This is a genomic window from Methylobacterium trifolii, from assembly GCF_022179685.1.
Lineage (GTDB): Bacteria > Pseudomonadota > Alphaproteobacteria > Rhizobiales > Beijerinckiaceae > Methylobacterium > Methylobacterium trifolii.
This window is the reverse complement of the sequence record NZ_BPRB01000088.1, coordinates 1-25,284: the sequence shown is the minus strand read 5'-3', so window position 1 is coordinate 25,284 and position 25,284 is coordinate 1. Positions and strand designations below refer to the sequence as shown.

Below are 25,284 nucleotides of genomic sequence, written 5' to 3'. Positions count from 1 at the left end.
GGGCCTGGCGCGCCAGGCCGCCGACCTCGCCGCGACCCTGGTGGAGCGGGGCCTGGGCGGCGACGGGATCGACCTCGACGCGCGGGTGGAGCGCTTCCTGCGCGACCGCGGGCAGCGGGCCGCCGACATGCGGCGCCTGGCGCAGGGCTGGGCCCGGACGGCCGGGGGCGCGCAGGAACCGGGCCCGGCCGAGGCCGGCCCGCTGCTGGCGCTGGCCTATCCCGACCGGATCGCCAGGGCCCGCGGGCGCGAGGGCGAGTTCGTGATGGCCAACGGCCGGGCCGGGCGGGTCGACCCCGCCTCGCCGCTCGCCCGCCACCCCTTCCTCGTGGTCGCCGACATCGTGGGGGCGGCCGGCAACGCCCGCATCCTGGCGGCGGCCGCGATCACCCCGGAGGCGATCGAGGCCGGCTTTGCCGATCGGATCGAGTCCGCGACGCTGGTCGCGTTCGATCCCGAGGCGCTGGCGCTCCGCGCCCGGGCGTTGCGCCGCCTCGGCGCGGTCACCCTCGGGGAGCGCACCCTGCCGGTGCCGCGGGACGCCGCCTCGGCCGCCATCCTCGCCCGCGGGATCGCCGGGATCGGCCTCGACCGCCTGCCCTGGACCCCGGCGCTGACGCAGTGGCGCGCCCGCATCCGCTTCCTGCGCGACGCGGAAGGGACGGAGTGGCCCGACCTCTCGGACGAAGCGCTGGCGGCGGACGTCACGGACTGGCTCGCCCCGGCGATCCTCGGCCGCACGAGCCTCGACGGGGTGAGCGCGGACGACCTCGGGCAGGCGCTCCACGCCCTGCTGCCGTGGCCCCTGAGGAGCCGGCTCGAGGCCGAGGCGCCGACCCACGTGGAGGTGCCCACCGGCTCGCGCATCCCGATCGACTACGCCGCCGAGGGCGGCCCCGTCCTGGCGGTGCGGGTGCAGGAACTGTTCGGCCTCGACCGGCATCCGGTGATCGGCGGCCGGGTGCCGCTGGTCCTCCACCTGCTCTCCCCCGGCCACCGCCCGGTGCAGATCACCCGCGACCTGCCCGGCTTCTGGCGCGGCTCCTGGAGCGCGGTGCGGAGCGAGATGCGCGGGCGCTACCCGCGCCACCCTTGGCCGGAGGACCCCGTCGCCGCACCGCCGACGCGGCGGGCCAAGCCCCGCGGGACGTGATCCATTGCGATGCGCGGAAGGAATCCGGGTTGTCGGGTGATCGTCGGCTATCGCGTCCGCGGGTGTCCGTAGGCGTTCGCAGCCGTTTGCATTCAGGCAAGTCGCATTACATAATGTGGAGTGAGAGCCCGCGGGTGGCCGCCCGCGAGCCCTCTTTATTGGACGATCTTGCTCAGATCAGCGCGAGGTGGATGGCGAATTGCCAGCCATCTCGCGTTTTCGTTGCGGTGAACGTCACCGCGATCGGGAACCCGATCACATCTCATCACCTCCTTCCGGTCCGCCTACTCATCGGCGGCGTTCGGCTACTTCGCCGCAAGCTCCGCGTGCCCCGGAGCCTTCGTGACCGGAAGGTTCGTCCAACGTCTCGTTCATAACCCGGCAGGAAATGCGTGTCTCTTAACGAAAGGGACCCCCCTGCCAGATACCCACAGTTTGAGGAAAAAATCGCACGCCCCCGTGGTTTTGTCCACACAATCAGCATTGACATGGCCTGAATCACGCTTCTGAGCAGGTGCCGCGGTGTGTCGCTGAACGGCCTGGAGCCCGTCAACGTCCTCCGTCGCGCAAGCCACCGGCCCGAACACCGTCGAGGCGACATGGACAGCACATCCCCCACGAGCGATCCCGCCTTCCCCGACCCGCGCAGCCAGGGCTGGGAGCCGATCCGGGATGCCGGCTTCATCGCCCATGTCGGCCCCGTCTACCGGCGGGCGGGCGACGGCGCCTATGCCTTCCGCGCGGCGCGCATCCACGCCAACCTGATCGAGGTGGTGCATGGCGGCATGCTGATGAGCTTCGCCGACCGGGCCCTGGGCGAGACCGCGATGCGCGCAGCCGACGGGGCCAACTGCGTCACCATCCAGATGGAGATGCAGTTCGTCGACGTCGCCCGCCTCGGCGACTGGATCGAGGTGCTGCCGCAGGTGGTCAAGCGCACGGGCTCCCTGGTCTTCCTGCGCACCGACCTGCGCGAGGGCCAGCGCCTGATCGCCACCGCCACCGGCGTCTGGAAGATCCTGCGGCGGCGCCCCGAGACCGGCCGACCCGTGTCCGATGCCGGACCGGGCGCTATCTGATGGGCGCATGAGCCAGGACACGACCTCCGAGGACCCGACCCTGAGCCGCCTCGGCGCGGCGCTCGGCAGCCTGCCCAAGCGAGGCCTGCCGCCGGTGGAGACGTGGAACCCGCCCTATTGCGGCATGATCGACATGCGGATCGCCGCGGACGGGACCTGGTTCCACGACGGCACCCCGATCCGCCGCGCCAAGATGGTGAAGCTGTTCTCCACCATCCTCCGGCGTGAGCCGGACGGGCAGGTGGTGCTGGTGACGCCGGTGGAGCGCGTCGGCATCACGGTAGAGGACGCCGCCTTCGTCGCCGTGGAGATGGCGGTGGACGGGGACGGCGAGGGCCGCCGCATCAGCTTCCGCACCAACGTGGACGACCTCGTGCCCGTCGATGCCGAGCACACCCTGCGCTTCGAGCAGGGCGCGGACGGGGCCTTGCGCCCCTATCTCCACGTCCGGCGCGGCCTCTGGGCGCTGGTGACGCGGGCGCTGACCTACGACTTGGTGGAGCTGGGCGAGGAGCGGGAGGTGGACGGGCAGCTTTGGTTCGGCCTCCAGGCGGGCGGCCTGTTCCACCCCATCGCGCCGGCCGAGGCGGCGTGAGCCAGCCTGCGGACGCGGACCTGCGCGACTTCCTGGCGCGTGCCGCCGCCGGGCTCTCGCCCGAGCCGCCGGGGCCTGCGGACCCGACCTCGAACCCGCAGGGCGACCACCGGCTCGATCCGGACGGCGCCGCCGTGATCCCGCCCCCGCCCCATCGCCGGGCGGCCGTGCTCGTGCCCGTCGTCGCCCGGCCGGAGGGGCTGTTCCTGATCCTGACCCAGCGCGCCGCGCACCTGCGCGACCATTCGGGACAGATCGCGCTCCCCGGCGGCAAGATCGATCCGGCCGACGCCACGCCGCTCGCGGCCGCGCTCCGCGAGGCCGAGGAGGAGATCGGCCTGCCGCCCGCCGCCGTGCGCATGCTCGGCTACCTCGACCCCTACCTCTCGGCCACGGGCTTCCTCGTGGTGCCGGTGATCGGGCTGGTCGATCCGGCGGCCCGGCTCGTGCCGAACCCGGCGGAGGTGGCCGACATCTTCGAGGTGCCGCTCGCCGTCCCGATGGACCGGGCGCGCTACGTCCTGCGCTCCCGCACCTGGCAGGGGCGGCAGCGCTACTTCTACACCCTGCCCTTCGGCGAGCGGATGATCTGGGGCGTCACCGCCGGCATCCTCCACAACCTGCGCGACCGCCTGTGCGAGGCCGCCCGTGCCGCCGAGCCGAATCTCTGCGAGAACGGGGCGGTCTGCCCCTGAACGGCGTCCCACGATCGTCGGCGGGACACCATATCCGTTGGCCCGCATCGGCTCCCGCCCAACCTGTCTGACCCATCCATGCTGCGTCGCGTCCTGGAAGAATTCGGTCTCTTCCTCATCCCGTTCGCCGTGTTCTTCGCCTACCTCGTGCTCGCCGGCCGCAACCCCTTGCGCCGGGTGCACTGGGACGCGCACCTCGTCCGCCTGGTGCTGGCGGGGCTCCTGGTCGTGATCGCCTCCCTGGTCTGGTCCGGCCTGTTCTCGGAGCGCAGCGCCACCGGCTACGTCCCCTCCCACATGGAGAACGGGCGGCTGGTGCCGGGACAGTTCCGCTGATGGACGCCGGCCCGCCCCTGGATCGCGCCGGGCTGGAGCGCCTGCTGGCGCGGGAGGCGGTGCGAACGGCTTTGGCCGCGCTCGCGATCCCCGGCGCCGAGACCCGGCTCGTCGGCGGCTGCGTCCGCGACGCGCTGCTCGGCACGCAGGCCGCCGACGTCGACTTCGCCACCACGCTCCTGCCGGCCGAGGTCATCGCCTGTGCGAAAAGAGCCGGGCTCAAGGCCGTGCCCACGGGGATCGCGCACGGGACGGTGACCCTGGTCGTGGCCTCCGAGCCGGTCGAGGTCACGACTTTGCGCGAGGACGTGGAGACCGACGGCCGCCATGCATTGGTCCGCTTCGGCGGCGATTTCCGGCGCGATGCCGAGCGGCGGGACTTCACCGTCAACGCCCTCTCCCTCGGGGCGGACGCGCAGTTGCACGACACCACCGGCGGGGTCGCCGACCTGGAACAGGGCCGCGTGCGCTTCATCGGCGATCCGGCCGCGCGCATCCGCGAGGACGCCCTGCGCATCCTGCGCTTCTTCCGCTTCCACGCCCGGTTCGGCCGCGGCGCGCCGGACGCGGCGGGCCTCTCCGCTTGCGTGTCAGCCCGCGAGAGCCTGGGGCGGCTCTCGCACGAACGCGTCCGTGCCGAGTTCCTCAAGCTCCTTGCGGCACCCGGCGCCCTCGCGATGGTCGAGACCTTGAGCGAGACCGGCCTGCTCGCCCGCATCACCGGCGGCGTGGGCGAGGTGGGCCGCCTGTCACGATCGATGGCGGCCGGCGAGGGCGTGCCGATGCGGCTCGCGGCCCTCGCCGTCGCGAGCCGGGAGGATGCGGCCCGTCTCCAGGATCGGCTGCGGCTGTCCAAGGCCGAGTTCGCGGCCCTGTCGGCTTATGCGGATGCCCTCGCGGCAAGCCAGAGCCGCACGGAGATCGGCGGCGACGGTTTACGCGCGCTGGCGGCCGAGCACGGGCTGGCGGCCGTCTCGGGCGTGCTCGCGGCGGTGGCAGGCGAGCCGCGCCCGGCGATCGCCGGGACGGCGCGCGAGGCGCTTGCCGCGTTGCGGAGGACCGGGACCGTCCCGGTCCTGCCGCTGGCGGGTGCCGACCTCGTGGCAGCCGGCGTGCCGGCGGGCCCGCGGGTCGGGCGCGGCTTGGATGCGGCACGCAGGCTCTGGCTGGACCGTGGCTGCCCGGTCGATCCGGATTCGGTCGCCGCCCTGCTCGCGCACGCGATCCGGGCGGCGGAGCCATGAAAAAACCCGCTGCGACCGTCCCTTGAGGGCGATCCGGCGGGTTTTTCGTGTGCGACAGGCTCTTGTCAGAGCCTGAGCAGGTTCTTGGTTTCCTGGAGTTGGACGATCTGGCCGTTCAGCTCTTCCCGCTTCTGCAGGTCCTCGGTGGCGTCGCGCTGAAGCTCGGCCGCCTCGATGTCCTTGTCGAGGGATTCGGGCGTCAGCTCCTCGATCGGCGCGGCGCGCTCGGCCAGCACGGTGACGCCGGTGGGGCCGATATCGGCAAAGCCCCCGCGGACGTAGATGCGCTTGCCGCTGCCGGGACGCTCGGTGACGACGATCACGCCGACCCGCAGGGAGGTCAGCACCGGCGCGTGGCCGGCGAGCACCGTCATCTCGCCCTCGGTGCCGGGAAGCTGCAACGACTCGACCTCGCCGGAATACAGCGTCCGCTCGGGGCCGACGAAATCGAAGTGGAAGGTGGCCATGAGCTCGAAATTCCCGGTGGCGATACGTCAGTTGGGCCGGCGCGCCACCGAAAACGACGGCACGCCCGCGGAGTCGATCACGCCCTGCGCCGGTCGGCGACGAAGCCGAGCCCGAAGCCGGCGAGCGCGCCGATCACCGCGAAGATGCCGACATGCTGCATCTGGCCGGTGGTCAGTTCGCCGCCGCGCGCTCCGGCCGGGCGATCGCCCTGCACCTCGACGGAGAGCGGCCCGATCTTGATCTCGGCGGCCTGGGGCCGGGTGAGGTAGCCGACGAGGCCGCCGGCCAGGAGGCCGACGACCAGAAGCACGATCTTGGCGTTCACGGGCTCAGGCGGCCTTCAGCTTCTTGGCCTTCTCCTTGGCGTCCTCGATGGTGCCGACCATGTAGAACGCCGCCTCCGGCAGGTCGTCGTAATCGCCGTTCACCAGGCCCTTGAAGCCCTTGATGGTGTCTTCCAGCGGCACCTGGATGCCCGGCGAGCCGGTGAAGATCTCGGCCACCGAGAAGGGCTGCGAGAAGAAGCGCTCGATCTTGCGGGCGCGGGCGACCGTCAGCTTGTCCTCCTCGGACAGCTCGTCCATCCCCAGGATGGCGATGATGTCCTGGAGCGACTTGTAGCGCTGGAGGGTCTGCTGGACGCGGCGGGCCACGTCGTAATGCTCCTCGCCGAGGATGGCGGGGGAGAGCATGCGCGAGGTGGAGTCGAGCGGGTCCACGGCCGGGTAGATGCCCTTCTCGGCGATCGAGCGGGACAGCGTCGTGGTGGCGTCCAGGTGGGCGAAGGAGGTGGCGGGCGCCGGGTCGGTCAGATCGTCGGCCGGCACGTAGATCGCCTGCACAGAGGTGATCGAGCCCTTGTTGGTGGTGGTGATGCGCTCCTGGAGCGCGCCCATGTCGGTGGCGAGCGTCGGCTGGTAGCCCACGGCCGAGGGGATGCGGCCGAGCAGCGCCGAGACCTCGGAACCGGCCTGGGTGAAGCGGAAGATGTTGTCGACGAAGAACAGCACGTCCTGGCCCTGGTCGCGAAAATCCTCGGCGATGGTCAGGCCGGTCAGCGCCACGCGGGAGCGGGCGCCGGGGGACTCGTTCATCTGGCCGTAGACCAGGGCGCACTTGGAGCCCTCGGCCGAGCCGTTGTTCTCCTTCGGGTCCATGTTGACCTTGGACTCGATCATCTCGTGGTAGAGGTCGTTGCCCTCGCGGGTACGCTCGCCCACGCCGGCGAAGACCGAGTAGCCCGAGTGCACCTTGGCGATGTTGTTGATCAGCTCCATGATTAGCACGGTCTTGCCGACGCCGGCGCCGCCGAACAGGCCGATCTTGCCGCCCTTGGCATAGGGGGCGAGCAGATCCACCACCTTGATGCCGGTGACGAGGATCTGCGACTCGGTCGACTGGTCGGTGTAGGACGGGGCGGGCTGGTGGATCGCGCGCAGGGTGTCCGACTGGATCGGGCCGGCCTCGTCGATCGGCTCGCCGATGACGTTCATGATGCGGCCGAGCGTGTTGTGGCCGACCGGAACCTTGATCGGCTCGCCGGTATCCGTGCATTCCTGGCCGCGGGTCAGGCCTTCCGAGGTGTCCATGGCGATGCAGCGCACGGTGCTCTCGCCGAGCTGGGCCGCGACCTCGAGGACGAGGCGGGCGCCGTTGTTCTTGGTCTCCAGCGCGTTCAGGATCTCCGGCAGGTGGCCGTCGAACTGCACGTCGACGACGGGGCCGATGACCTGGGTGATCTTGCCGACCTTGTTGGAGCCGGCGCCGGGGGTCGCGGTGTTAGCCATGGTGTGCGTTGCCCTTCAAAGCTGTGCGGTCGGAATGCCGGAGGCCCCTAGAGGGCCTCGGCGCCCGAGATGATTTCGATCAGTTCCTTGGTGATCATGGCCTGACGCGTGCGGTTGTAGATCAGCGTCTGCTTCTTGATCATCTCGCCCGCGTTGCGCGTGGCGGAATCCATGGCGCTCATGCGGGCGCCCTGCTCCGAGGCCGCGTTCTCGAGGAGCGCCCGGTAGACCTGGACCGTCAGGTTCTTCGGCAGCAGCGTCTCGAGGATCGCCTCCTCGGAGGGCTCGAACTCCAGGGCGGAATCGGCCGGCGCGCCGGTGGTGCTCTCGGCGTCCTCCGGCAGTTCGGCCGGGATCAGGCGCTGCGCGGTCGGGATCTGCGAGATCACCGAGCGGAACTCGGAGAAGAACAGGGTCGCCACGTCGAACTCGCCCGCATCGAATCGGGTGAGGATCTGGTCGGCGATCTCGGCGGCGAAGTCGTAATCCACCGGCCGGTTGCCGCGGATGTCCCGGGACGCGACGATCTGCTCGCGGAACTGGCGGCGCAGGACGTCGTGGCCCTTCTTGCCCACCGTCATCATCTTGACGGTCTTGCCCTCGGCCTTGAGCCTGTCGGCATGGCTGCGGGCCAGCCGCGCGATCGAGGAGTTGAAGGCGCCGCACAGGCCGCGGTCGCCGGTGCAGACCACCAGCAGGTGGGTCTGGTCGGCACCGGTGCCCGAGAGGAGCTTGGGGGCGCCGACGCCGGCCACGAGGTTCCCGGCCAGGTTGCCGAGCACGCCCGCCATCTTCTCGGCGTAGGGCCTGCCGCTCTCGGCCGCGTTCTGCGCGCGCCGGAGCTTGGCGGCGGCGACCATCTGCATGGCCTTGGTGATCTTCTGCGTCGCCTTCACCGAGGTGATGCGGTTGCGCAGATCCTTCAAACTCGCCATCGGGCAGCGTCCAGATCGTTCGACAAGGGCCTCTCCTCCCCCTTGCGGGGAGGAGCCGGAGGTGGGGGTGGTTCCGGATGAGGCTCCACGGTGCCGTCCGCACCACCCCCACCCCTAACCCCTCCCCGCAAGGGGGAGGGGACGATGCCTCAGTTCAGCGACTTCACCACGCTCTCCACCACGCTCTTGAGCTTGGCGGCGCTGTCGTCGGACAGGTCCTTGGAATCGCGGATCGCGGTGAGCAGGTCCTGGTGCTTGGAGCGCAGCGCCGAGAGCAGCGCGTCCTCGAACGGGCGGACCTTGGCCACCGGCAGCTTGTCGAGGTAGCCGTTGACGCCGGCATAGATCACGGCGACCTGCTCCTCCATCTTCAGCGGCGAGAATTGCGGCTGCTTCAGGAGTTCGGTGAGCCGCGAGCCGCGGTTGAGGAGCTGCTGGGTCGAGGCGTCGAGGTCGGAGCCGAACTGGGCGAAGGCGGCCATCTCGCGGTACTGGGCGAGCTCGCCCTTGATCTTGCCGGCGACCTTCTTCATCGCCTTGGTCTGGGCCGAGGAGCCCACCCGCGAGACCGAGAGGCCGACGTTCACCGCCGGGCGGATGCCCTGGTAGAACAGGTCGGTCTCGAGGAAGATCTGGCCGTCGGTGATCGAGATCACGTTGGTGGGGATGTAGGCCGAGACGTCGTTGGCCTGGGTCTCGATGACCGGCAGCGCGGTCAGCGAGCCGTTGCCGGCGGCGTCACCCATCTTGGCGGCGCGCTCCAGCAGGCGCGAGTGCAGGTAGAACACGTCGCCGGGATAGGCCTCGCGGCCCGGCGGGCGGCGCAGCAGCAGCGACATCTGGCGGTAGGCCACGGCCTGCTTGGACAGGTCGTCGTACGAGATCACGGCGTGCATGCCGTTATCGCGGAAATACTCGCCCATGGCGCAGCCGGCGAACGGCGCGATGAACTGCATCGGCGCGGCGTCCGAGGCGGTGGCGGCGATGATGATCGAGTATTCGAGCGCGCCCTGGTCTTCCAGCACCTTGACGAACTGGGCCACCGTCGAGCGCTTCTGGCCGATGGCGACGTAGATGCAGTAGAGCCGGGACTTCTCGTCGCCGCCGGCGGCATGGCCGGGCTTCTGGTTCAGGATCGTGTCGAGGACGATCGCGGTCTTGCCGGTCTGGCGGTCGCCGATGATCAGCTCGCGCTGGCCGCGGCCGACCGGGATCAGGGCGTCGACGGCCTTGAGGCCGGTGGCCATCGGCTCGTGCACGGACTTGCGCGGGATGATGCCCGGCGCCTTCACGTCCACCCGGCGGCGCTCGTCGGACTGGATCGGGCCCTTGCCGTCGATCGGGTTGCCGAGGCCGTCCACCACGCGGCCGAGCAGGCCCTTGCCGACCGGCACGTCCACGATGGCGCCGGTGCGCTTGACGGTCTGGCCTTCCTTGATCTCGCGGTCGGAGCCGAAGATCACGATGCCGACGTTGTCCTGCTCGAGGTTGAGGGCCATGCCCCGCACGCCCGACTCGAACTCGACCATCTCGCCGGCCTGGACGTTGTCGAGGCCGTAGGCGCGGGCGATGCCGTCGCCGACGGACAGGACCTGGCCGACCTCCGAGACCTCGGCTTCCTCGCCGAAGTTCTTGATCTGCTCTTTCAGGATCGCGGAGATCTCGGCGGCGCGGATGTCCATCGTCGGGCCTTCTCGGTTCGGATGTTTCGGTTTTGTAGCGGGGTGATGTCGGGAGCGGCGGGCGTCCTGTCCGGACGGCCTACCGGGCTTCCCGCATCGCGAGACGAATGCCGTTGAGCCTGGTCCGCAGGGAGGCGTCGACCATGCGGCTGCCCATCTTGACGACGATGCCGCCGATCAGGCTCGGGTCCACGTGCAGGTCCACGTCGACGTCGGACTTGGCGACCTCGCGCAGCGACGCCTTGATCTCTTCCAGCACGGCGTCGGAGGGCTTCTCGGCGACGCGCACCTCGGCCTGGACGATGCCCTTGGAGGCCCGGACCAGGACGCGGAAGGCCGCGATCATGCCGGGCAGGGCGAACAGGCGCCGGTTGGCGGCCGAGAGGCGGATGAAGTTCCCGGCGAGGCCCCCGATCTCCGCCTTCGCGAGGACGGCGCCGATGGCGGCGGCCTGCTCCTCGCCGGAGAAGACCGGGCTGCGCACGAGGCGGCGGAGGTCCGCGCTCTCCTTGAGCATGGCATCGAAGCGTTCCAGCCCCTCGGCGACCGCATCGACCTGACGCTCGTCGCGGGCCAGCTCGAACAGGGCCGACGCGTAGCGGCCTGCCACGCCCGCGACCAGGGGACCTTCGGAACCGTTCTGCGCCACCCGCCGCTCTCGCTTAAGCCTTGCCCGCCGGTCCCGGCCGGGCCGCGCCCGACGACGGGGGCCCGGTACGGAGACCGTGGGAAATGGGATTGCGCCGGCAGGATCAGGGACGCTCGAAGCCCTCCCGCCGACGCGGCGACCGCCTAGCATGGCGGCCGGAGGTGCGCAAGGCGAGCGGGCCCGCCTCGCACGCGGCGCAGGGCCGGCCGGAGACGACGGGGCGGCCCGTTCCCGCTGCGCGGGGACCGGGTTATTTTCGGACTCGCCGAGCACCCCAGCGGCGGCCGGCGGCCCAGGGCCGTCCTCAGCAGGCTCCCGTACTCATAACATCTCGCGAGGATGGGCGACGAGGCGCGGGTCCCCTCTCCCGTGCGGGAGAGGGACAGGGTGAGGGATGCGACTTCTCCGGAAAGACCTTCGTCCCTCACCCCAACCCTCTCCCGCACGGGAGAGGGGGCCGCCCGGCGCTTCGACCGAGCTTTCCGGTTAACCCCACGCGCAGACGAGTAAATCCGGTCGCCTCAGCAGGCGAGGCGGTCGCAGCGGCGGGTGCTGGCGATCATCTTGGCCATCGCACGGGCGCCCGGATGGCCGAGGATGCCGGCATTGCCCAGCACGTAGGAGGGGGTGGCGTAGAGGCCGAGGTCGGCCGCGATCCGCATGTGGCTCTTGAGGGCCAGGCGCACCTCCTCGCTGTCGGCGATTCCCTCGACCTCGGCCGCGGGCACGCCCAGCGCCGCCGCGGCGGTCAGGGCGCCGGGGCCGTCGATGCGGCCGGGCCTGCCCAGAAGGGTGCGGTAGAGGGTCCAGGCGGCCTCCGAGCCGAGCCTGCGCTGCACCGCGAGCGCCACCTTGGCGGCTTGGGCCGATTGCGGGGACAGGATCGGGTTGTGGACCAGGCCGAGGCGCAGGCCGGAATCGGCGGCGTTCAGGGAGACCAGGTCGGCGGCGGCCTTGCGGCAATAGGGGCAGTTGAAGTCGAAGAACTCGTAGAGGGTCGTCTCGCCCTCGCGCGGGCCGACATAGGTGACGCCGCGCAGGGCCGGCAACTGCCCGGTGATCTCGCCGGGCAGGACCGCGTTGGCCACCGCCTTGCCGTCGTCGCCGTTCACCGCCACCGCCTGCCCGTAGGATTGGGCGCGCGCCGGGGCGGAGACGCCGAGCCCGGCCACGGCCAGGCCGGTGAGGAAATGCCGTCGATCGTAACGCATGCCGTGATGTCCGGGCCGGTATCCGTGGTGACGCCGGCGTCTCTAAGCACCAATCCCGCCCCGGGGCCACCGGGGCGCGTTCACGAAGCGGGGTGCCGGCGGCCCGTCAGCGCATCCCGCCCGGCCGGTCCCCGACGGCCCAGCTCAGGGCCTGCTCCAGGCGGTCGTTGCCCCAGAACAGTTCGCCGTCCTCGGTGAGGAAGGTCGGCGCCCCGTAGATGCCGCGGGAGCGCGCCTCCTCGCCCGCCACCCGCAGCCGGGTCTTGTTGGCCTCGAGGGCTGCCGCCTTCACGGTCTGGGTGCCGTCGAGGCCGAGGCCGTTCAGGATCTCGATGACCGCGGACGGCTCGGCGATGGAGCGCCCCTCGGCGAAGCACGCCCCGTAGACCGCCTTCGAGAACGGGATCAGCCAATCCTGGTCCTGGCCCAGCAGGGCGGCCCGCGTGGCGCTGAGGCTGTTCTGCGGGAAGGGGTCGGGGCGGGTCACGGGGGGCAGGCCGAGGCGGGCGGCCTCGCGCTCCAGGTCGCGCCACATGTTGCGGCCCTTGGCCGGGTAGAGGTTGAACGGCGAGGTGGTCCAGCCCTGGGCCGCGAAGATCGGCCCGAGCAGGAAGGGCCGCCAGCGCACGCAGACGCCGGCCGCCGCGGCGGCGGCCTCGATCCGCGTCGCGGCGAGATAGGAGTAGGTGGAGGCGAACTCGTACCAGAACTCGATGGTCGGCTGGCGCGTCATGGGGTCCGCATCTCCGGTCGTGGCTTCCAAACGCGGGGGCTCGCACGGGCGAGGTCCTCGACAGGCAAGTCTCGTAGAGGCAAGTCTCGCACCCCTGCATGGCCGGGGCGAGGCAGGTCGGTCGTGTCCGCGCGTGCATCGAACGTCCGATCCGGCACGGCGGTTGCAGGCCGCCGGCCTCCGCGATAAGCCGCCGCGACCCCGCCCCGCCGCCGACACCCGAAGGCCGTCCATGTCCGACACCCGCACCGGCACCGACGCCAAGCCCGTGAAGAAGGTGGTGCTCGCCTATTCCGGTGGCCTCGACACCTCGATCATCCTCAAGTGGCTCCAGACCACCTACGGCTGCGAGGTCGTCACCTTCACCGCCGACCTCGGCCAGGGCGAGGAGCTGGAGCCGGCCCGCCGCAAGGCGGAACTCCTCGGCATCAAGCCTGAGAACATCTTCATCGAGGACCTGCGCGAGGAGTTCGTGCGCGACTACGTCTTCCCGATGTTCCGGGCCAACGCCGTCTACGAGGGCGTCTACCTGCTGGGCACCTCGATCGCCCGGCCGCTCATCGCCAAGAAGCAGATCGAGATCGCGGAGCGGGTCGGGGCGGACGCGGTCTGCCACGGGGCCACCGGCAAGGGCAACGACCAGGTCCGGTTCGAGCTCGGCTACTACGCCCTCAAGCCCGACGTGACGGTGATCGCGCCGTGGCGCGAATGGGACCTGAAGAGCCGCGAGCAGCTGATCGCCTTCGCCGAACAGCACCAGATCCCGATCTCCAAGGACAAGCGCGGCGAGAGCCCGTTCTCGGTGGACGCCAACCTCCTGCACGCCTCCTCCGAGGGCAAGGTGCTGGAGGACCCGGCCGACGAGGTGCCGGACTACGTCTTCTCGCGGACGATCTCCCCCGAGGAGGCCCCCGACACGCCCACCATCGTCACCATCGGCTTCGAGAAGGGCGATGCCGTCTCCATCGACGGGCAGGCGCTCTCGCCGGCCTCGCTGCTGGCCAGGCTCAACCAGCTCGGCCACGACAACGGCATCGGCCGGCTCGACCTCGTCGAGAACCGCTTCGTCGGCATGAAGAGCCGCGGCATGTACGAGACGCCCGGCGGCACCATCCTGCTGCCGGCCCACCGCGCCATCGAATCGATCACGCTGGACCGGGGTGCCGCCCATCTCAAGGACCAGCTGATGCCGCAATACGCGGAGCTGATCTACAACGGCTTCTGGTTCTCGCCCGAGCGCGAGATGCTGCAGGCGCTGATCGACAAGAGCCAGGAGCACGTCACCGGCGCGGTCCGGCTGAAGCTCTACAAGGGCGGCGTCCACGTCATCGGCCGCACCAGCCCGCACTCGCTCTACGACCAGGACCTCGTCACCTTCGAGGAGGGCGCCGTGGCCTACGACCACCGGGACGCGGCGGGCTTCATCAAGCTCAACGCACTGCGCCTGCGCACCCTGGCCCAGCGCAAGAAGCGCGACGGCGCCTGAGACGGCCGCCGAAGCGCCCGCGAGGCATCGTCCCTGATGACGCCGCAGGGCGGATACGGTATCGTTCCGGCTGCGCCCGCGCATGGCGGGGCCTGTAGCTCAATGGTTAGAGCCGACCGCTCATAACGGTCTGGTTGCAGGTTCGAGTCCTGCCGGGCCCACCACCATTCTCCCTCTCAGCGACCCGATCCGGACCTGCCCCGCCGGGCTCTGTGACCGCGACGGGTCCGTCGCGCCGTCGTGGGTCCACGTCGTCCCGACTAGGACATCCGTCGGTCCGCGGGTGGGGAGAGGGAGCCTGCGTTCGGGGCTGCCTCGAAGACCCGCCCCTGTGATGTCTGCGCCGATCGCGGCACGCGGCAGGGCCGACATCGGGAGGGGCCAGTCCGAAAAGAGGCCGGCGCGATGCGCCGGCCCCGTCCGTCCTACCAGCGGTGGCCGAAGCCGTGGCCGCGGTGGTGGTGATGGCGCCCGCCCCAGCCGTGGTGGCGACCACCCCAGCCATGGTGACGGCCGCCCCAACCGTGGTGGTGGCCGCCGAAGTGGCGGGGGCGGTGGCCGTAGCCGCCGTGGCGGTGGCCGTATCCGTGGCCGTACTGGACCTGGACGACGTCCGCCTCGCCCGCGATCGCGCCGGGGGTGAAGGGCGCCGCCTGGACGGCGGGTGCGGCCAGGCCGAGGCCGGCGGCGAGCGCCAGGGCGGCCAGCACGCTGCGGCCGCGGGTCGGGATGATGCTCATGGAGGTCTCCTGCTCCGTCGATGGAGCCCGCGGAACGGATCGTCCGCGGGGTCGTGGAGACAGGATCGGCCCCGGCGCATGAACGGGAGGTGAGCCCGGCGCTCAGGGGCGATTGCGGATCAGGGCCGGCGGTAGACCCAGACGCGGGCCGGGGGCAGGTTGAGCCAGACCCGGTTGGAGCCGCTGGCCGTGTAGCTGCCGGCCGCGCACCGGGCCGGGATCGGCGGCACCACGGCGTAGGTGAACTGCACGAAGGGCGCGCCCGGATGCATCAGGTCGTGGGCGGTGTTGAGCAGGTCGAGGCGCTGCTCCAGGGGCTTGGTGAACAGGGGCAGGCTCGACACCGTGGCGGCGGCCGGCTCCGAGAGGATGTCGGCCACGCTCCGGCGGATGTCGTAGGCGTCGCCCCGCACCACGGTGACGCCGGGAAAGCGGCGGCGCAGCAGGGCGCAGAAATCCGGGTTGAACTCCACCAGGATCAGGCGCTTGGGAGCGATTCCGCGGCGGATGAGCGCCTCGGTGACCGGGCCGGTGCCGGGGCCGAGCTCGACCACCGGCCCGTCGCGGCGCGGGTCGACGTAGGCGGCCATGGTCCGGGCCAGCATCTTGCCGGACGGCGTCACCGCGCCGGTGACGAGCGGGCGCTCGAACCAGGAGCGCAGGAACCGCGCCTCGTCCTCCAGCGGATCGCGCCGCGGCGTCAGCTTCGCGGTCTGGGCTTTCGCGCTGGAACGACGTAGCGGCGGCAAGACCGGGCTTCCTTCGAATCCGAATGAGAATGAATGGCTAGACGACGAAGCCGTCCTACAGTCAAGGAGCCCGGCCGCCTATGGCCGCCCGGTCACGTCACGAAACCAAACAGCATAACCGCACGCCGGTGGATTCGATCCGGGCCGTCTTTCCGGCGCACTCACGTCCGCGCGGCCCCGCCGAAAAAGTCCTTCACCTTGGAGAAGAAGCCGGCGCTCTCGGGGTGGTTGTCGTCGGAGGCCGACTGGTCGAACTCCTGGAGGAGTTCCCGCTGGCGCTTGGTCAGGTTCTGCGGGGTCTCGACGAAGACCTGGATGTAGAGGTCGCCGACCTCGCGGGCGCGCAGCACCGGCATGCCCTTGCCCTTGATGCGGAACTGCTTGGCCGTCTGCGTGCCGGCGGGGATGCGCACCTGGGTCTGGGTGCCGTCGATCACCGGCACGGTGACCTCGCCGGCAAGCGCCGCTGTGACCATCGAGATCGGCACGCGGCAGAACAGGTCGGCCCCGTCCCGCTGGAAGAAGGCGTGCTGCTTGATCGAGAGGAAGACGTAGAGGTCGCCGGCCGGGCCGCCGCGCAGGCCGCTCTCGCCCTCGCCGGTCAGCCGGATGCGCAGGCCGTCGTCGACGCCGGCCGGCACGTTGATCGAGAGGGTGCGCTCGCGGTTGACGCGGCCCGCCCCGGCGCAGGAGGCGCAGGGGTCTTCCACGATCTCGCCGCGGCCGTGGCAGTTCGGGCAGGTGCGCTCGATGGCGAAGAACCCCTGCGCCGCCCGCACCCGGCCGTAGCCGGCGCAGGTCTGGCAGGTGCGCGGCTTGGAGCCGGGCTTGGCGCCCGTGCCGGCGCAGGTCTCGCAGGTGATGGAGGTGGGGATGCGGATCGTCTCGGCCTTGCCGGCGAAGGCCTCCTCCAGGGTGATCTCCAGGCTGAAGCGCAGGTCCGCCCCGCGCTCGCGGCCCGGTGCCGCGCTCCGGCCGCCCCGGGTCTGGGGCCCGCCGCCGCGGCCGTCACCGAAGAAGTTGTCGAAGATGTCCGACATGAAGTCGCCGAACTCGTTGCCGAATCCGGGGCCGCCGGGTGCGCCGCCCTGGCTGAAGGCGGCGTGGCCGAAGCGGTCGTAGGCGGCCCGCTTCTGGCCGTCCGAGAGGCACTGGTAGGCCTCGTTGATCTCCTTGAACTTGATCTCGGCTTCCTTGTCGCCGGGATTGCGGTCCGGGTGGAAGGTCATCGCGAGCTTGCGGAAGGCGACCTTCATCTCGCCCTCGGTCGCGGTCTTGGCGACCTGCAGGACCTCGTAATAGTCGCGCTTCGACATGCCTTGCCTCGAAACCCCTCGTCCGCGCCCCGCCGGACGGGACGGCCGATTCGCAAAAGCCTTCCGGACACGCAGGAGGCCGCTCTAGCACGCAGCCTGCCGGCCCGGCTGCGGCGCGCCGGCGACGGTGGCGAATTTTTCGGCCTGTGGCGTTCTGTCGGTACCAGCCCTCTCCCCTCTGCGGGAAAGGGTGGCCCGCGAGCTAAGTCGGGAGAGGGGAGCGTCGCATCCGGAACCGTTGCTCCCCTCTCCCGACCCTCGCTTACGCGAGGCCCACCCTCCCCCGAAAAGGGGGGAGGGAGGACCCGCGCTCGGTCTACCCGACGATCAGGCCCGCTTCTTCTGGTCCTTCTCGTCCACTTCCTGGAAGTCGGCGTCGATGACGTCGTCCTTCTTCTTCTCGGTGCCGGCCGCCGCCTCCGGGCCGCCCTCGGGGCCGGATTGGCTGGCCGCGTACATCGCCTCGCCGAGCTTCATCGAGGCCTGCATCAGGTCCGTGGTGCGGGCCTTGATGGTCTCCACGTCCTCGCCTTCCAGCGCGGTGCGCAGCGCCGTCATCGCGGTCTCGATGCCGCCCTTGTCGGCCTCGCTCACCTTGTCGCCGTACTCCTTGACCGACTTCTCGGTGGCGTGGATCAGGCTCTCGCCCTGGTTCTTGACCTCGACCAGCTCGCGGCGGCGCTTGTCGGCCTCGGCATTGGCCTCGGCGTCCTTGACCATCCGGTCGATGTCCGCGTCCGAGAGGCCGCCCGAGGCCTGGATGCGGATCTGGTGCTCCTTGTTCGTCGCCTTGTCCTTGGCCGTCACGTTGACGATGCCGTTGGCGTCGATGTCGAAGGTCACCTCGATCTGCGGCATGCCGCGGGGTGCCGGCGGGATGCCCATCAGGTCGAACTGGCCGAGCAGCTTGTTGTCGGCGGCCATCTCGCGCTCGCCCTGGAAGACCCGGATCGTGACCGCGTTCTGGTTGTCCTCGGCCGTGGAGAAGGTCTGGGACTTCTTGGTCGGGATCGTGGTGTTGCGGTCGATGAGCCGGGTGAACACGCCGCCCAGGGTCTCGATGCCCAGCGACAGCGGGGTCACGTCCAGCAGCAGCACGTCCTTCACGTCGCCCTGGAGCACGCCGGCCTGGACGGCCGCGCCGATGGCCACGACCTCGTCCGGGTTGACGCCCTTGTGGGGCTCCTTGCCGAAGAAGGACTTCACCACCTCCTGGATCTTGGGCATGCGGATCATGCCGCCGACCAGCACCACCTCGTCGATCTCGGCCGGGGTGACGCCGGCGTCCTTGAGGGCCTTGCGGCAGGGCTCGATCGTGCGCTGGACGAGGTCGTCCACGAGCGATTCGAACTTGGCGCGGCTGAGCTTGAGCGCGAGGTGCTTCGGCCCGGTGGCGTCGGCGGTGATGTAGGGCAGGTTGATCTCGGTCTGGGTGGCCGAGGACAGCTCGATCTTGGCCTTCTCGGCGGCCTCCTTGAGGCGCTGGAGGGCGAGCTTGTCCTTGGTCAGGTCGATGCCCTGCTCCTTCTTGAACTCGGCGGTCAGGTACTCGACCACGCGGTTGTCGAAGTCCTCGCCGCCGAGGAAGGTGTCGCCGTTGGTGGACTTCACCTCGAACACGCCGTCGCCGATCTCGAGGATCGACACGTCGAAGGTGCCGCCGCCGAGGTCGTAGACCGCGATGGTGCCGGCCTTCTTCTTGTCGAGGCCGTAGGCGAGCGCGGCGGCCGTCGGCTCGTTGATGATGCGCAGGACTTCGAGGCCGGCGATCCGGCCGGCGTCCTTGGTGGCCTGGCGCTGGGCGTCGTTGAAGTAGGCGGGCACCGTGATGACGGCCTGCGTCACCGGCTGGCCGAGGTGGGACTCGGCGGTCTCCTTCATCTTCTGAAGGGTGAAGGCGGAGATCTGCGAGGGCGAGTACTTCTTGCCGTCGGCCTCGACCCAGGCGTCGCCGTTGTCGCCGCGCACGATCTTGTAGGGCACGAGGCCCTTGTCCTTCTGGGTCATCGGGTCGTCGTAGGTGCGGCCCACGAGACGCTTGATGGCGAAGAAGGTGTGTTCCGGGTTGGTGACGGCCTGGCGCTTGGCCGGCTGGCCGACGAGGCGCTCGCCGTCGTCGAGGAAGGCGACGATGGAGGGCGTGGTGCGGGCGCCTTCCGAATTCTCGATGACCTTGGGCTGCGCGCCTTCCATCACGGCCACGCAGGAATTGGTGGTGCCGAGGTCGATACCGATGACTTTACCCATGGCGGGATCCCTTATGTTGTTTGCGATCAAGCAGACCGCCGAGCCCCGAAGCAGCTCGGCCCATGGCAGTGGACGAAGAACTGGCGGTGAACGAAGAAGATGTGATTATGGGACGTGGGCCGGATCAGGGGCCGCGAACGGCTGAAATCCAGCGCTTAATCCCGCGTCGATCGGCATATAAGAAGGTCGGTGCGGGGCCGCAAGACGAAGCGCGGCGCCGGCTCGACATCCGGCTATCCCGTTGCGGGGATGGGGAGATCGCGCCCGTGGCGCGCCCGGGCCGGGCCGAGGGCCATGGATTTTGTTGCTCCGCTGCCACGCCCGCGCCATCGATGGCGTGTTAACGGTTCGTCAAGCCCGACACCGGTGCAAGCCGTCGTCCTCGAACACCGTGCGTTCCCGAAGGACCCGATGCGTCCGAACCGCAGATTCCCGCAAGGCCGTCCGGCCCTGGCCTGCCTGGCGCTCGCCGCCGCGCTGGCCCTGCCGCAGCCCGCCGCGGCCCAGTCCTTCTTCGAGGAGCTGTTCGGGATCGGCCGGGCGGCCAAGCCCCCGGTGCCGCCCCGCGGCGTGCCCAACGGTGCGCCCTCCCCCTCCGAGCCGATCCCCGGCACGCCCCTGCCCTCGGGCGATCCCGCGGCGCCTTCGGCCGAAGCGCCAAGGCCCGCGCCCGCGCGCCCGGTGGTGCTGAAGGTCCCCTCCGAGGACGGAATCCTCGGCCAGGAGCTGCTGCGCAACGGGCTGGCCGGAAGCCTGAAGCTGGAGCGGGCCGGCACCGCCACGACCGCGCGGATCAAGCTGCCGGGCACCAAGATCTCGCAGCCGGCCGAATCCTGCACGGTGCCCCTGTCGGCGGGCAACCCGGTGGCCCTGACCGCGGAGGGGCGGCCCGAGGGCGTGCCCCGCTTCGAGGCGGCGGCCGCCGAATGCCCCCTGCGCTTCGAGGTGACCGAGGGCGGCCTCCTGGTCTCGACGATGGGCCCCAACCCGGTCTGCACCTTCTCGGCGGCCGACTGCGCCACCACGCCCACGGGCCTGTGGGGGCCGGCCGGCGCGACCCTGCTGCCGCGCTCCTCGGAGTTCGACACGGCCCGCGGCGTCGCCGACAAGGCGGTGCGCGAGAACTACAAGGTGATGACCCAGCGCGCCCGGCGGGAGGACATCCGCCCGATCGTGACCGAGCAGGCGGCCTTCTCCTCCGATCGGGAGCAGCTCTGCCGCGCCTATTCCCGCGAGGGCGCCCACGGCTTCTGCCACCTGCGCGTCACCGAGAACCGGGCGCTGGCGCTGGCCACGCGGCTCGGCGCCAACACGGCCGCCCCCACCACCGCCTCGGCCGCCCCGCGGCCCCGCCGGCCCAAGCCCACGGTCGAGGGCATGAACCCGGACGCGGGCGGCGCCCCGGCGGCGGAATAGGCTCTTTTCGCGATCGCACGCCGCGACCGCGGGGCGGCGGCCGTCCGCCGGACCTCATAGGTCCTCACCTATGAGACTTGGTATCAGACGAGCCAGTCCGGCACCCGGTCGAGGCCGATCAGCTCTTCGTAGGTCTGGCGCGGGCGCACCACCGCCGCGTCGGTGCCGCGCACCAGCACCTCGGGCACGAGGCGGCGGGTGTTGTAGGTGCCGGCCTGGACCGCGCCGTAGGCGCCGGCCGTCATCACCGCGATCAGGTCGCCCGGCGCCACCTCCGGCATCTCGCGCTTCAGGGCGAGGTAGTCGCCGGTCTCGCAGACCGGGCCGACCACGTCCGCGGTGATGCGGGGGGCGTCGGGGGCTGCCTCCGCCACCGGCTTGAGGGCGTGGTAGGCCTCGTAGAGGGTCGGGCGGATCAGGTCGTTCATCGCCGCGTCCACGATCACGAAGGTGCGGCCCTCGCTGTGCTTCACGTAGAGGACGCGGGTCACGAGGATGCCGGCATTGCCCGCGATCATCCGGCCGATCTCGAAGACCGGGCGCAAGGACAGCGGCGCGAAATGCGGGCGCAGGGTCGCGGCCAGCGCCGCCGGGTCCGGCGGCGGGGCGTTGTCGTCGCGGTAGGGGATGCCGAGGCCGCCGCCGAAATCGATGTGGCGCAGGGGGTGGCCGGCCGCGAGCAGGTCGCGGGCGAGGCCCCCCAGCAGCCCCGCGGCGTGCGCGAACGGCGCGAGGTCCGTGATCTGGCTGCCGATATGCATGTCCACCCCGTGCACGGCGATGCCGGGAAGCGTCGCCGCCAGGGCGTAGACGGCGGGCGCGCGGGTGATGGGGATGCCGAACTTGTTCTCGTACTTGCCCGTCGAGATCTTGGCGTGGCCGCCGGCATCCACGTCCGGGTTGACGCGGACCGAGACCGGCGCCTCGAGGCCGAGGCCGGCCGCCACCTCGGACAACGCGAGGAGCTCGGGCTCGCTCTCGACGTTGAAGCAGTAGATCCCGGCCTTCAGGGCGGCGGCCATCTCCGCGCGGGTCTTGCCGACGCCCGAGAACACGATTCTCCGGGGGTCGACGCCGGCCTGGAGGGCGCGGCGCAACTCGCCTTCCGAGACGATGTCCATGCCCGCGCCCCGGCGGGCCAGGGTCGCCAGCACGGCCTGGTTCGAGTTCGCCTTCATGGCGAAGCACACCAGGGGGTCGTCGCCCGCGAACGCCTCGGCGAACACGCGGTAGTGCCGCTCCAGGGTGGCGGTGCTGTAGCAGTAGAACGGGGTGCCGAGGTCCTCGGCGAGCCCCGTCAGGTCCACGTCCTCCGCGTGCAGGCGGCCGTCCCGGTACTGGAAATGGTGCATCGTCTCGGCCGTGCCCTGCGTCGCGGTTTTTTTCGTATGCTCGCGCCCCTTCCCTCCCCCCTCTGCGGGGGAGGGTGGCCCGCGAGCGAAGTCGGAAGCGGGGAGCACGCTAGCCGGATATGGCGCTCCCCTCACCCGACCCTCGCTCACGCGAGGCCCACCCTCCCCCGCAGAGGGAGGAGGGAGACGCGGTATTGCCCCGCCCTACAGCAGCGGGTCGAGGATGAACGGGTCCTTCGGAATCCGGTAGCCGCGCTTGGCGCCGCGGCTGGTCTGGATCGGCGCCTCGGTGCCGGAGGGCGGCACGGCGGAGGCCGAGAGTTCGTCGCCGGCCCGGATCGCGTCCGGGTCCGCCTCGGCCGAGCCGCCGCCGAGGCCGACGCTCTGCGGCAGGGCGCGGGGGCCGGCAGGCACCTGCGCGGCGCTGCGCTGGGCCCGTGCCGCCGCCTCCGGCGATTCGAGGGCGCCGCGCCGGCCGCAGGCCGTGAGGGCGAGCATCACGAGGCCGGCGACGGCGAGGCGCGTCAGGGCACGGGTCGGCAGCATCACGCGAAGGTCCGGCAGGCTCGATCGAACGGGACGCGACCTTAGCCGTTGCGGAGGCCGGAGGCGAGCACGCGCGCGCAACAGACGCACGGCTCCCGAGCGGCCGGGGCATCGGCCCGAAACGGGGAGACCGGTTTTCGGATAAGCCGACGCTCCAGGGCGATCGCCTCAGCCGCGCTTGTTGCCCTTGGTGGCCTGGTAGGCGTCGATGGCGCGGCGGCAGTTCTCGGAGAGCTGCTTCCAGTTCTTCTCGAAGCAGGCGTCCAGGGCCGGGTCCTCCGGGGCGAGGTTGCCGCAATAGCTCAGGTAGTCGCCGGTGCAGTACTTCTTCAGGGTCTCGTTGCCGCGCTTGGTCTGCGGCGGGCCAGGCGGGGTCGCGAAGGCGGGCGCGCCGAGGACGACGGTGAGGGCGGCCGCGAGGGCGAGGGACGTGAGCTTCAAGGCCATCAGGTCTGGTTTCCGTCTGTCGGGTCTCGAGGGGATGACGCTCCGATGATGCCTTTGCGTGGTCGAAACAAGGCACCGGGCGCGTGATTTCGTCCCGCACGCGCCGGCCCGGACGGCGGGCTCAGGCCTGGGCCGAGGCGGGGAAGGCGGCGACCGCGGGCAGGTGATCGCGCCGGGTCAGCACGTCGGCCACCTCGCCGATGCGGCGGCGCAGCTCGGCGTTCTCGCGCTCGATGCCCTCGCCGCGGGCGGCCAGCGCCTGGGCCAGGGCCTCCTCGGCGGCCGCGAGGCTGGCGCGCAGGGAGTCCACCTCCGCCGCAATCTCCGTCTCCGGCCGAAGGGGGACCGCCGCCGCCCGCTCGCGGCGGGCGGCGAGCAGGCCGTCGAGGAGGTCGGCATGGGCCTCCTCCAGGGCGCGCAGGGTGGCGAGGCTCGCCGTGCCGTCCTCGCGGGCGGCCCCCAGCTCGCCCTCCAGGCGGGTGCGCAGGCGCGCGGCCTCGGCGAGGTCGGCCTCGCGGGCGGACACGGTGCGCTCGAGTGCCGCCGCCTCCATGGTGCGCGCGCCGATGGCGGCCATGTCGGCGTGGCGCCGGGCCTGGACGGCCTCGACGCGCCGCTCCAGCCGGCGCTGCTGCACGGCGAACTGCGCCCGCAGGAAGTCGCGCTCGGCGGCGATCTCCACGGGGGAGAGGGGCACCGCCGCCTCCGCCCGGCGGCGGGCCAGGCGCCCGGCGCGGGCGTTGACCGCCGGCAGCACCAGGAGGCCGCCGAGGCTCGCCGCCAGGAAGCCCAGGGCGAAGATCATCAGGGTTTCGATCACGCGGGAACGCTCGTCCATCGGGCCGGACCGGGCCGGCGCATACGCGAGCCCACTCTAGCCCAGGTCGGCGGCGCGGGGGAAATCGCCCCGCCGCGGCCGTGACGCCCGGGGGGCCGGTACGCCGTTCCGGTCCCCGGACGCCCTCGGCTCTGGACGTCGAAGAGGACGGCCGAGGCCCGCGTTCCGCTGCCCGCCGAGCCGCTCGCGGCGTAGCCGGCGTTGCTCGCCCGGGCCGACTGGAGCTGCTGGACGACGCGCGCCGGGGTGGCGTCCGCGCTGCGGTCGGCCGTGAGGCTCGAATCGATCGCGTCGAGGGCGGTGACGTCCGCGCTGGCGAGCGTGCCGGCCGAGACCTCGCTGCCGATCGCCGAGGACAGGCGGGTCTTCTCGGAGGGCGGCCGGCGCTGGGTGGCGTGGAGGTAGGACGGGGATGGACGGGAGATCGTGCTCATCGCGAGCCTTCAGGAAGCGGAGTCGCCGGACTCGTCCGGCAGCGGGTCCGTGTTAGAATCGCCCACGCCGCGGTTATGAACCCCTTGACCGCGAGCGGTCCTTTTTCGCCATCGGCCCTGCCCGCACGCCCCGTCCCCGGGGCCGTCGCTCGCTTGACGAAACGTCGCGGCCCCCGCAGCGTAGCCGTGTCGTTCGAGACCTTGCCGTGCGGGTGCCGGGCGCCCTGCGCGAGCCGCCCGGAGCCCCATGCCGACCCCACTGACCCTGAAGCTCTCGCGCAGCGGCCTCCTCACGGACGCGGACCTGCCCGTGATCGAGTCCCTGTCCGCCCAGTCCAGGCCCGTCGAGGCCGGGCAGGTGCTCATCCACGAGGGCGAGCACCCCGACACGGTCCACCTCATGGTCGAGGGCTTCGCCCACCGCTACAAGATCCTGCCCGAGGGGCGGCGCCAGATCGTCGGCCTGATGCTGCCCGGCGATTTCTGCGACCTCCAGGCGACCATCCTGGGCTCGCGCGACCACAGCATCGCCGCGCTCACGGCCGGCAACGTCGCCGAACTGCCGCAGCGGCTGGTGGACGACCTCATCCTCAGCCATTCGCGCATCGCCCGCGCCCTGTGGTGGGCGACCCTGGTCGAGGAATCCATCCTGCGCGCCTGGCTGACCAACCTCGGCCAGCGGGAGGGGGACCGGCGGATGGCCCACCTGTTCTGCGAGATGCTGGTGCGCCTCCAGGTGGTCGGGCGGGCGGGCGAGAACGGCTTCGTCCTGCCCTTCAGCCAGGTCCAGCTCGGCGACCTGCTGGGCCTGTCCAACGTGCATGTCAGCCGGGTGCTGCAGGACCTGCGCGGCCAGGGGCTGATCGTCCTGAAGGACCGCCGCCTGGAGGTCCCGAGCGTCCCCCGGCTCAAGACCTTCTGCGACTTCGATCCCGGCTACCTGCACCTCTCGCCCCGCCGGGGGGCGGGATCGGACGCACGCGACCACGCGTCGCGCTAGAGCGCACTCCGACGAATTGGATACCGGTTCGTCGTGAAAGGGCGCGTCAAAACAAAGACCGAGAGCCGTGACCCGACCCAACGTGGTCGGGCACGGCTCTAGGGGCGGACGTCTGGGGCTCGGCGCTCTCGGACACCTCGAAATAC

The 25,284-nt window shown here is 71.2% G+C and carries 26 protein-coding genes and 1 tRNA gene; 10 read left to right on the top strand and 17 right to left on the bottom strand.

Translation table 11 applies throughout. The features are described 5' to 3' along the window. From COGEMETH_RS08960 to COGEMETH_RS08935, 6 genes are all read left to right on the top strand, one after another. A partial coding sequence (locus COGEMETH_RS08960; protein WP_283214973.1) for an ATP-dependent helicase C-terminal domain-containing protein occupies positions 1-1,153 on the top strand: 1,153 nt, incomplete at its 5' end. Between the two features lie 599 nt (positions 1,154-1,752). Beyond that, entirely contained in the window at positions 1,753-2,232 is a 480-nt protein-coding gene (locus COGEMETH_RS08955; RefSeq protein WP_238182248.1) for a PaaI family thioesterase, read from the top strand. Between the two features lie 7 nt (positions 2,233-2,239). After that, positions 2,240-2,827 (top strand): DUF1285 domain-containing protein, encoded by a 588-nt coding sequence (locus COGEMETH_RS08950; protein ID WP_238182247.1) that lies wholly within the window; start codon positions 2,240-2,242, stop codon positions 2,825-2,827. Beyond that, entirely contained in the window at positions 2,824-3,522 is a 699-nt protein-coding gene (locus COGEMETH_RS08945) for a CoA pyrophosphatase (RefSeq protein ID WP_238182246.1), read from the top strand. Before COGEMETH_RS08950 ends, COGEMETH_RS08945 begins: the two co-directional genes overlap by 4 nt. 78 nt (positions 3,523-3,600) lie before the next feature. Then, the gene (locus COGEMETH_RS08940; RefSeq protein WP_238182245.1) at positions 3,601-3,858 is read left to right on the top strand and encodes a DUF6111 family protein; all 258 of its coding nucleotides are present in this window, start codon (positions 3,601-3,603) and stop codon (positions 3,856-3,858) included. Then, positions 3,858-5,102 (top strand): CCA tRNA nucleotidyltransferase, encoded by a 1,245-nt coding sequence (locus tag COGEMETH_RS08935; protein ID WP_238182244.1) that lies wholly within the window; start codon positions 3,858-3,860, stop codon positions 5,100-5,102. Before COGEMETH_RS08940 ends, COGEMETH_RS08935 begins: the two co-directional genes overlap by 1 nt. A gap of 65 nt (positions 5,103-5,167) precedes the next feature. Here the strand turns inward: COGEMETH_RS08935 and COGEMETH_RS08930 are convergent, their stop codons facing one another. From COGEMETH_RS08930 to COGEMETH_RS08895, 8 genes are all read right to left on the bottom strand, one after another. Further along, complete coding sequence (locus COGEMETH_RS08930) at positions 5,168-5,569, bottom strand: F0F1 ATP synthase subunit epsilon (RefSeq protein ID WP_238182243.1); 402 nt, start codon at positions 5,567-5,569, stop codon at positions 5,168-5,170. 77 nt (positions 5,570-5,646) lie between these two features. Beyond that, on the bottom strand, positions 5,647-5,895 hold the full coding sequence (locus tag COGEMETH_RS08925) for a hypothetical protein (protein WP_238182242.1): 249 nt from the start codon (positions 5,893-5,895) through the stop codon (positions 5,647-5,649). A gap of 4 nt (positions 5,896-5,899) precedes the next feature. Continuing rightward, complete coding sequence (atpD, locus tag COGEMETH_RS08920; protein ID WP_238182241.1) at positions 5,900-7,357, bottom strand: F0F1 ATP synthase subunit beta; 1,458 nt, start codon at positions 7,355-7,357, stop codon at positions 5,900-5,902. A gap of 47 nt (positions 7,358-7,404) precedes the next feature. Beyond that, positions 7,405-8,292 carry a F0F1 ATP synthase subunit gamma gene (locus tag COGEMETH_RS08915; RefSeq protein ID WP_238182240.1) on the bottom strand — a complete coding sequence of 296 codons (888 nt, stop codon included), beginning with the start codon at positions 8,290-8,292 and terminating at the stop codon, positions 7,405-7,407. A 149-nt stretch (positions 8,293-8,441) separates the two neighbouring features. Beyond that, the gene (gene atpA, locus COGEMETH_RS08910; protein WP_238182239.1) at positions 8,442-9,974 is read right to left on the bottom strand and encodes a F0F1 ATP synthase subunit alpha; all 1,533 of its coding nucleotides are present in this window, start codon (positions 9,972-9,974) and stop codon (positions 8,442-8,444) included. Between the two features lie 79 nt (positions 9,975-10,053). Continuing rightward, positions 10,054-10,623 carry a F0F1 ATP synthase subunit delta gene (locus COGEMETH_RS08905; protein WP_238182238.1) on the bottom strand — a complete coding sequence of 190 codons (570 nt, stop codon included), beginning with the start codon at positions 10,621-10,623 and terminating at the stop codon, positions 10,054-10,056. Positions 10,624-11,144: 521 nt separating this feature from the next. Then, a complete protein-coding gene (locus tag COGEMETH_RS08900; protein WP_238182237.1) occupies positions 11,145-11,834 on the bottom strand; it encodes a DsbA family protein in 690 nt (229 codons plus the stop codon). Between the two features lie 106 nt (positions 11,835-11,940). Next, positions 11,941-12,567: a 2-hydroxychromene-2-carboxylate isomerase gene (locus COGEMETH_RS08895; protein ID WP_238182236.1), complete on the bottom strand. Its 627-nt coding sequence runs from the start codon at positions 12,565-12,567 to the stop codon at positions 11,941-11,943. A 232-nt stretch (positions 12,568-12,799) separates the two neighbouring features. Between COGEMETH_RS08895 and COGEMETH_RS08890 the strand changes: the two genes are divergently transcribed. Together COGEMETH_RS08890 and COGEMETH_RS08885 are read left to right on the top strand one after the other, a co-directional pair. Then, the gene (locus tag COGEMETH_RS08890) at positions 12,800-14,053 is read left to right on the top strand and encodes an argininosuccinate synthase (RefSeq protein ID WP_238182235.1); all 1,254 of its coding nucleotides are present in this window, start codon (positions 12,800-12,802) and stop codon (positions 14,051-14,053) included. Positions 14,054-14,141: 88 nt separating this feature from the next. Next, a tRNA-Ile gene (locus COGEMETH_RS08885) sits at positions 14,142-14,217 on the top strand. A gap of 261 nt (positions 14,218-14,478) precedes the next feature. Here COGEMETH_RS08885 and COGEMETH_RS08880 read toward each other — a convergent pair. The 4 genes from COGEMETH_RS08880 to dnaK form a co-directional block, all read right to left on the bottom strand. Next, a complete protein-coding gene (locus COGEMETH_RS08880) occupies positions 14,479-14,793 on the bottom strand; it encodes a hypothetical protein (RefSeq protein ID WP_238182234.1) in 315 nt (104 codons plus the stop codon). Between the two features lie 119 nt (positions 14,794-14,912). Beyond that, entirely contained in the window at positions 14,913-15,542 is a 630-nt protein-coding gene (locus COGEMETH_RS08875) for a class I SAM-dependent methyltransferase (RefSeq protein ID WP_238182233.1), read from the bottom strand. Between the two features lie 161 nt (positions 15,543-15,703). Then, positions 15,704-16,858, bottom strand: a complete 1,155-nt coding sequence (gene dnaJ, locus COGEMETH_RS08870; RefSeq protein WP_238182232.1) for a molecular chaperone DnaJ — start codon at positions 16,856-16,858, stop codon at positions 15,704-15,706. A 327-nt stretch (positions 16,859-17,185) separates the two neighbouring features. Beyond that, positions 17,186-19,105 carry a molecular chaperone DnaK gene (dnaK, locus tag COGEMETH_RS08865; protein ID WP_238182231.1) on the bottom strand — a complete coding sequence of 640 codons (1,920 nt, stop codon included), beginning with the start codon at positions 19,103-19,105 and terminating at the stop codon, positions 17,186-17,188. 411 nt (positions 19,106-19,516) lie between these two features. On the opposite strand from dnaK, the gene COGEMETH_RS08860 reads away from it, so the two are divergent. After that, a complete protein-coding gene (locus COGEMETH_RS08860; RefSeq protein WP_238182230.1) occupies positions 19,517-20,521 on the top strand; it encodes a hypothetical protein in 1,005 nt (334 codons plus the stop codon). A gap of 83 nt (positions 20,522-20,604) precedes the next feature. Here COGEMETH_RS08860 and lysA read toward each other — a convergent pair whose 3' ends face one another. From lysA to COGEMETH_RS08835, 5 genes are all read right to left on the bottom strand, one after another. Further along, the gene (gene lysA, locus COGEMETH_RS08855) at positions 20,605-21,873 is read right to left on the bottom strand and encodes a diaminopimelate decarboxylase (protein WP_238182229.1); all 1,269 of its coding nucleotides are present in this window, start codon (positions 21,871-21,873) and stop codon (positions 20,605-20,607) included. A 204-nt stretch (positions 21,874-22,077) separates the two neighbouring features. Next, positions 22,078-22,419 carry an LPS translocon maturation chaperone LptM gene (lptM, locus tag COGEMETH_RS08850; RefSeq protein WP_238182228.1) on the bottom strand — a complete coding sequence of 114 codons (342 nt, stop codon included), beginning with the start codon at positions 22,417-22,419 and terminating at the stop codon, positions 22,078-22,080. A 168-nt stretch (positions 22,420-22,587) separates the two neighbouring features. Next, positions 22,588-22,866 (bottom strand): 3',5'-cyclic-nucleotide phosphodiesterase, encoded by a 279-nt coding sequence (locus COGEMETH_RS08845; protein WP_238182227.1) that lies wholly within the window; start codon positions 22,864-22,866, stop codon positions 22,588-22,590. Between the two features lie 121 nt (positions 22,867-22,987). Beyond that, positions 22,988-23,671 carry a hypothetical protein gene (locus COGEMETH_RS08840; protein ID WP_238182249.1) on the bottom strand — a complete coding sequence of 228 codons (684 nt, stop codon included), beginning with the start codon at positions 23,669-23,671 and terminating at the stop codon, positions 22,988-22,990. A gap of 11 nt (positions 23,672-23,682) precedes the next feature. After that, on the bottom strand, positions 23,683-24,138 hold the full coding sequence (locus COGEMETH_RS08835; RefSeq protein WP_238182226.1) for a hypothetical protein: 456 nt from the start codon (positions 24,136-24,138) through the stop codon (positions 23,683-23,685). Between the two features lie 247 nt (positions 24,139-24,385). On the opposite strand from COGEMETH_RS08835, the gene COGEMETH_RS08830 reads away from it, so the two are divergent. Continuing rightward, the gene (locus tag COGEMETH_RS08830) at positions 24,386-25,138 is read left to right on the top strand and encodes a Crp/Fnr family transcriptional regulator (RefSeq protein WP_238182225.1); all 753 of its coding nucleotides are present in this window, start codon (positions 24,386-24,388) and stop codon (positions 25,136-25,138) included. Positions 25,139-25,284 lie beyond the last annotated feature (146 nt).

Bases quoted from the DNA above. Each gene is read 5' to 3' on its own strand.
- COGEMETH_RS08955 (WP_238182248.1), top strand. From the start codon at position 1,753: ATGGACAGCACATCCCCCACGAGCGATCCCGCCTTCCCCGACCCGCGC.
- COGEMETH_RS08950 (WP_238182247.1), top strand. From the start codon at position 2,240: ATGAGCCAGGACACGACCTCCGAGGACCCGACCCTGAGCCGCCTCGGC.
- COGEMETH_RS08940 (WP_238182245.1), top strand. From the start codon at position 3,601: ATGCTGCGTCGCGTCCTGGAAGAATTCGGTCTCTTCCTCATCCCGTTC.
- COGEMETH_RS08935 (WP_238182244.1), top strand. From the start codon at position 3,858: ATGGACGCCGGCCCGCCCCTGGATCGCGCCGGGCTGGAGCGCCTGCTG.
- COGEMETH_RS08930 (WP_238182243.1), bottom strand. From the start codon at position 5,569: ATGGCCACCTTCCACTTCGATTTCGTCGGCCCCGAGCGGACGCTGTAT.
- atpD (WP_238182241.1), bottom strand. From the start codon at position 7,357: ATGGCTAACACCGCGACCCCCGGCGCCGGCTCCAACAAGGTCGGCAAG.
- COGEMETH_RS08915 (WP_238182240.1), bottom strand. From the start codon at position 8,292: ATGGCGAGTTTGAAGGATCTGCGCAACCGCATCACCTCGGTGAAGGCG.
- atpA (WP_238182239.1), bottom strand. From the start codon at position 9,974: ATGGACATCCGCGCCGCCGAGATCTCCGCGATCCTGAAAGAGCAGATC.
- COGEMETH_RS08900 (WP_238182237.1), bottom strand. From the start codon at position 11,834: ATGCGTTACGATCGACGGCATTTCCTCACCGGCCTGGCCGTGGCCGGG.
- COGEMETH_RS08895 (WP_238182236.1), bottom strand. From the start codon at position 12,567: ATGACGCGCCAGCCGACCATCGAGTTCTGGTACGAGTTCGCCTCCACC.
- COGEMETH_RS08890 (WP_238182235.1), top strand. From the start codon at position 12,800: ATGTCCGACACCCGCACCGGCACCGACGCCAAGCCCGTGAAGAAGGTG.
- COGEMETH_RS08880 (WP_238182234.1), bottom strand. From the start codon at position 14,793: ATGAGCATCATCCCGACCCGCGGCCGCAGCGTGCTGGCCGCCCTGGCG.
- dnaJ (WP_238182232.1), bottom strand. From the start codon at position 16,858: ATGTCGAAGCGCGACTATTACGAGGTCCTGCAGGTCGCCAAGACCGCG.
- dnaK (WP_238182231.1), bottom strand. From the start codon at position 19,105: ATGGGTAAAGTCATCGGTATCGACCTCGGCACCACCAATTCCTGCGTG.
- COGEMETH_RS08860 (WP_238182230.1), top strand. From the start codon at position 19,517: ATGCGTCCGAACCGCAGATTCCCGCAAGGCCGTCCGGCCCTGGCCTGC.
- lysA (WP_238182229.1), bottom strand. From the start codon at position 21,873: ATGCACCATTTCCAGTACCGGGACGGCCGCCTGCACGCGGAGGACGTG.
- lptM (WP_238182228.1), bottom strand. From the start codon at position 22,419: ATGCTGCCGACCCGTGCCCTGACGCGCCTCGCCGTCGCCGGCCTCGTG.
- COGEMETH_RS08845 (WP_238182227.1), bottom strand. From the start codon at position 22,866: ATGGCCTTGAAGCTCACGTCCCTCGCCCTCGCGGCCGCCCTCACCGTC.
- COGEMETH_RS08840 (WP_238182249.1), bottom strand. From the start codon at position 23,671: ATGATCTTCGCCCTGGGCTTCCTGGCGGCGAGCCTCGGCGGCCTCCTG.
- COGEMETH_RS08835 (WP_238182226.1), bottom strand. From the start codon at position 24,138: ATGAGCACGATCTCCCGTCCATCCCCGTCCTACCTCCACGCCACCCAG.
- COGEMETH_RS08830 (WP_238182225.1), top strand. From the start codon at position 24,386: ATGCCGACCCCACTGACCCTGAAGCTCTCGCGCAGCGGCCTCCTCACG.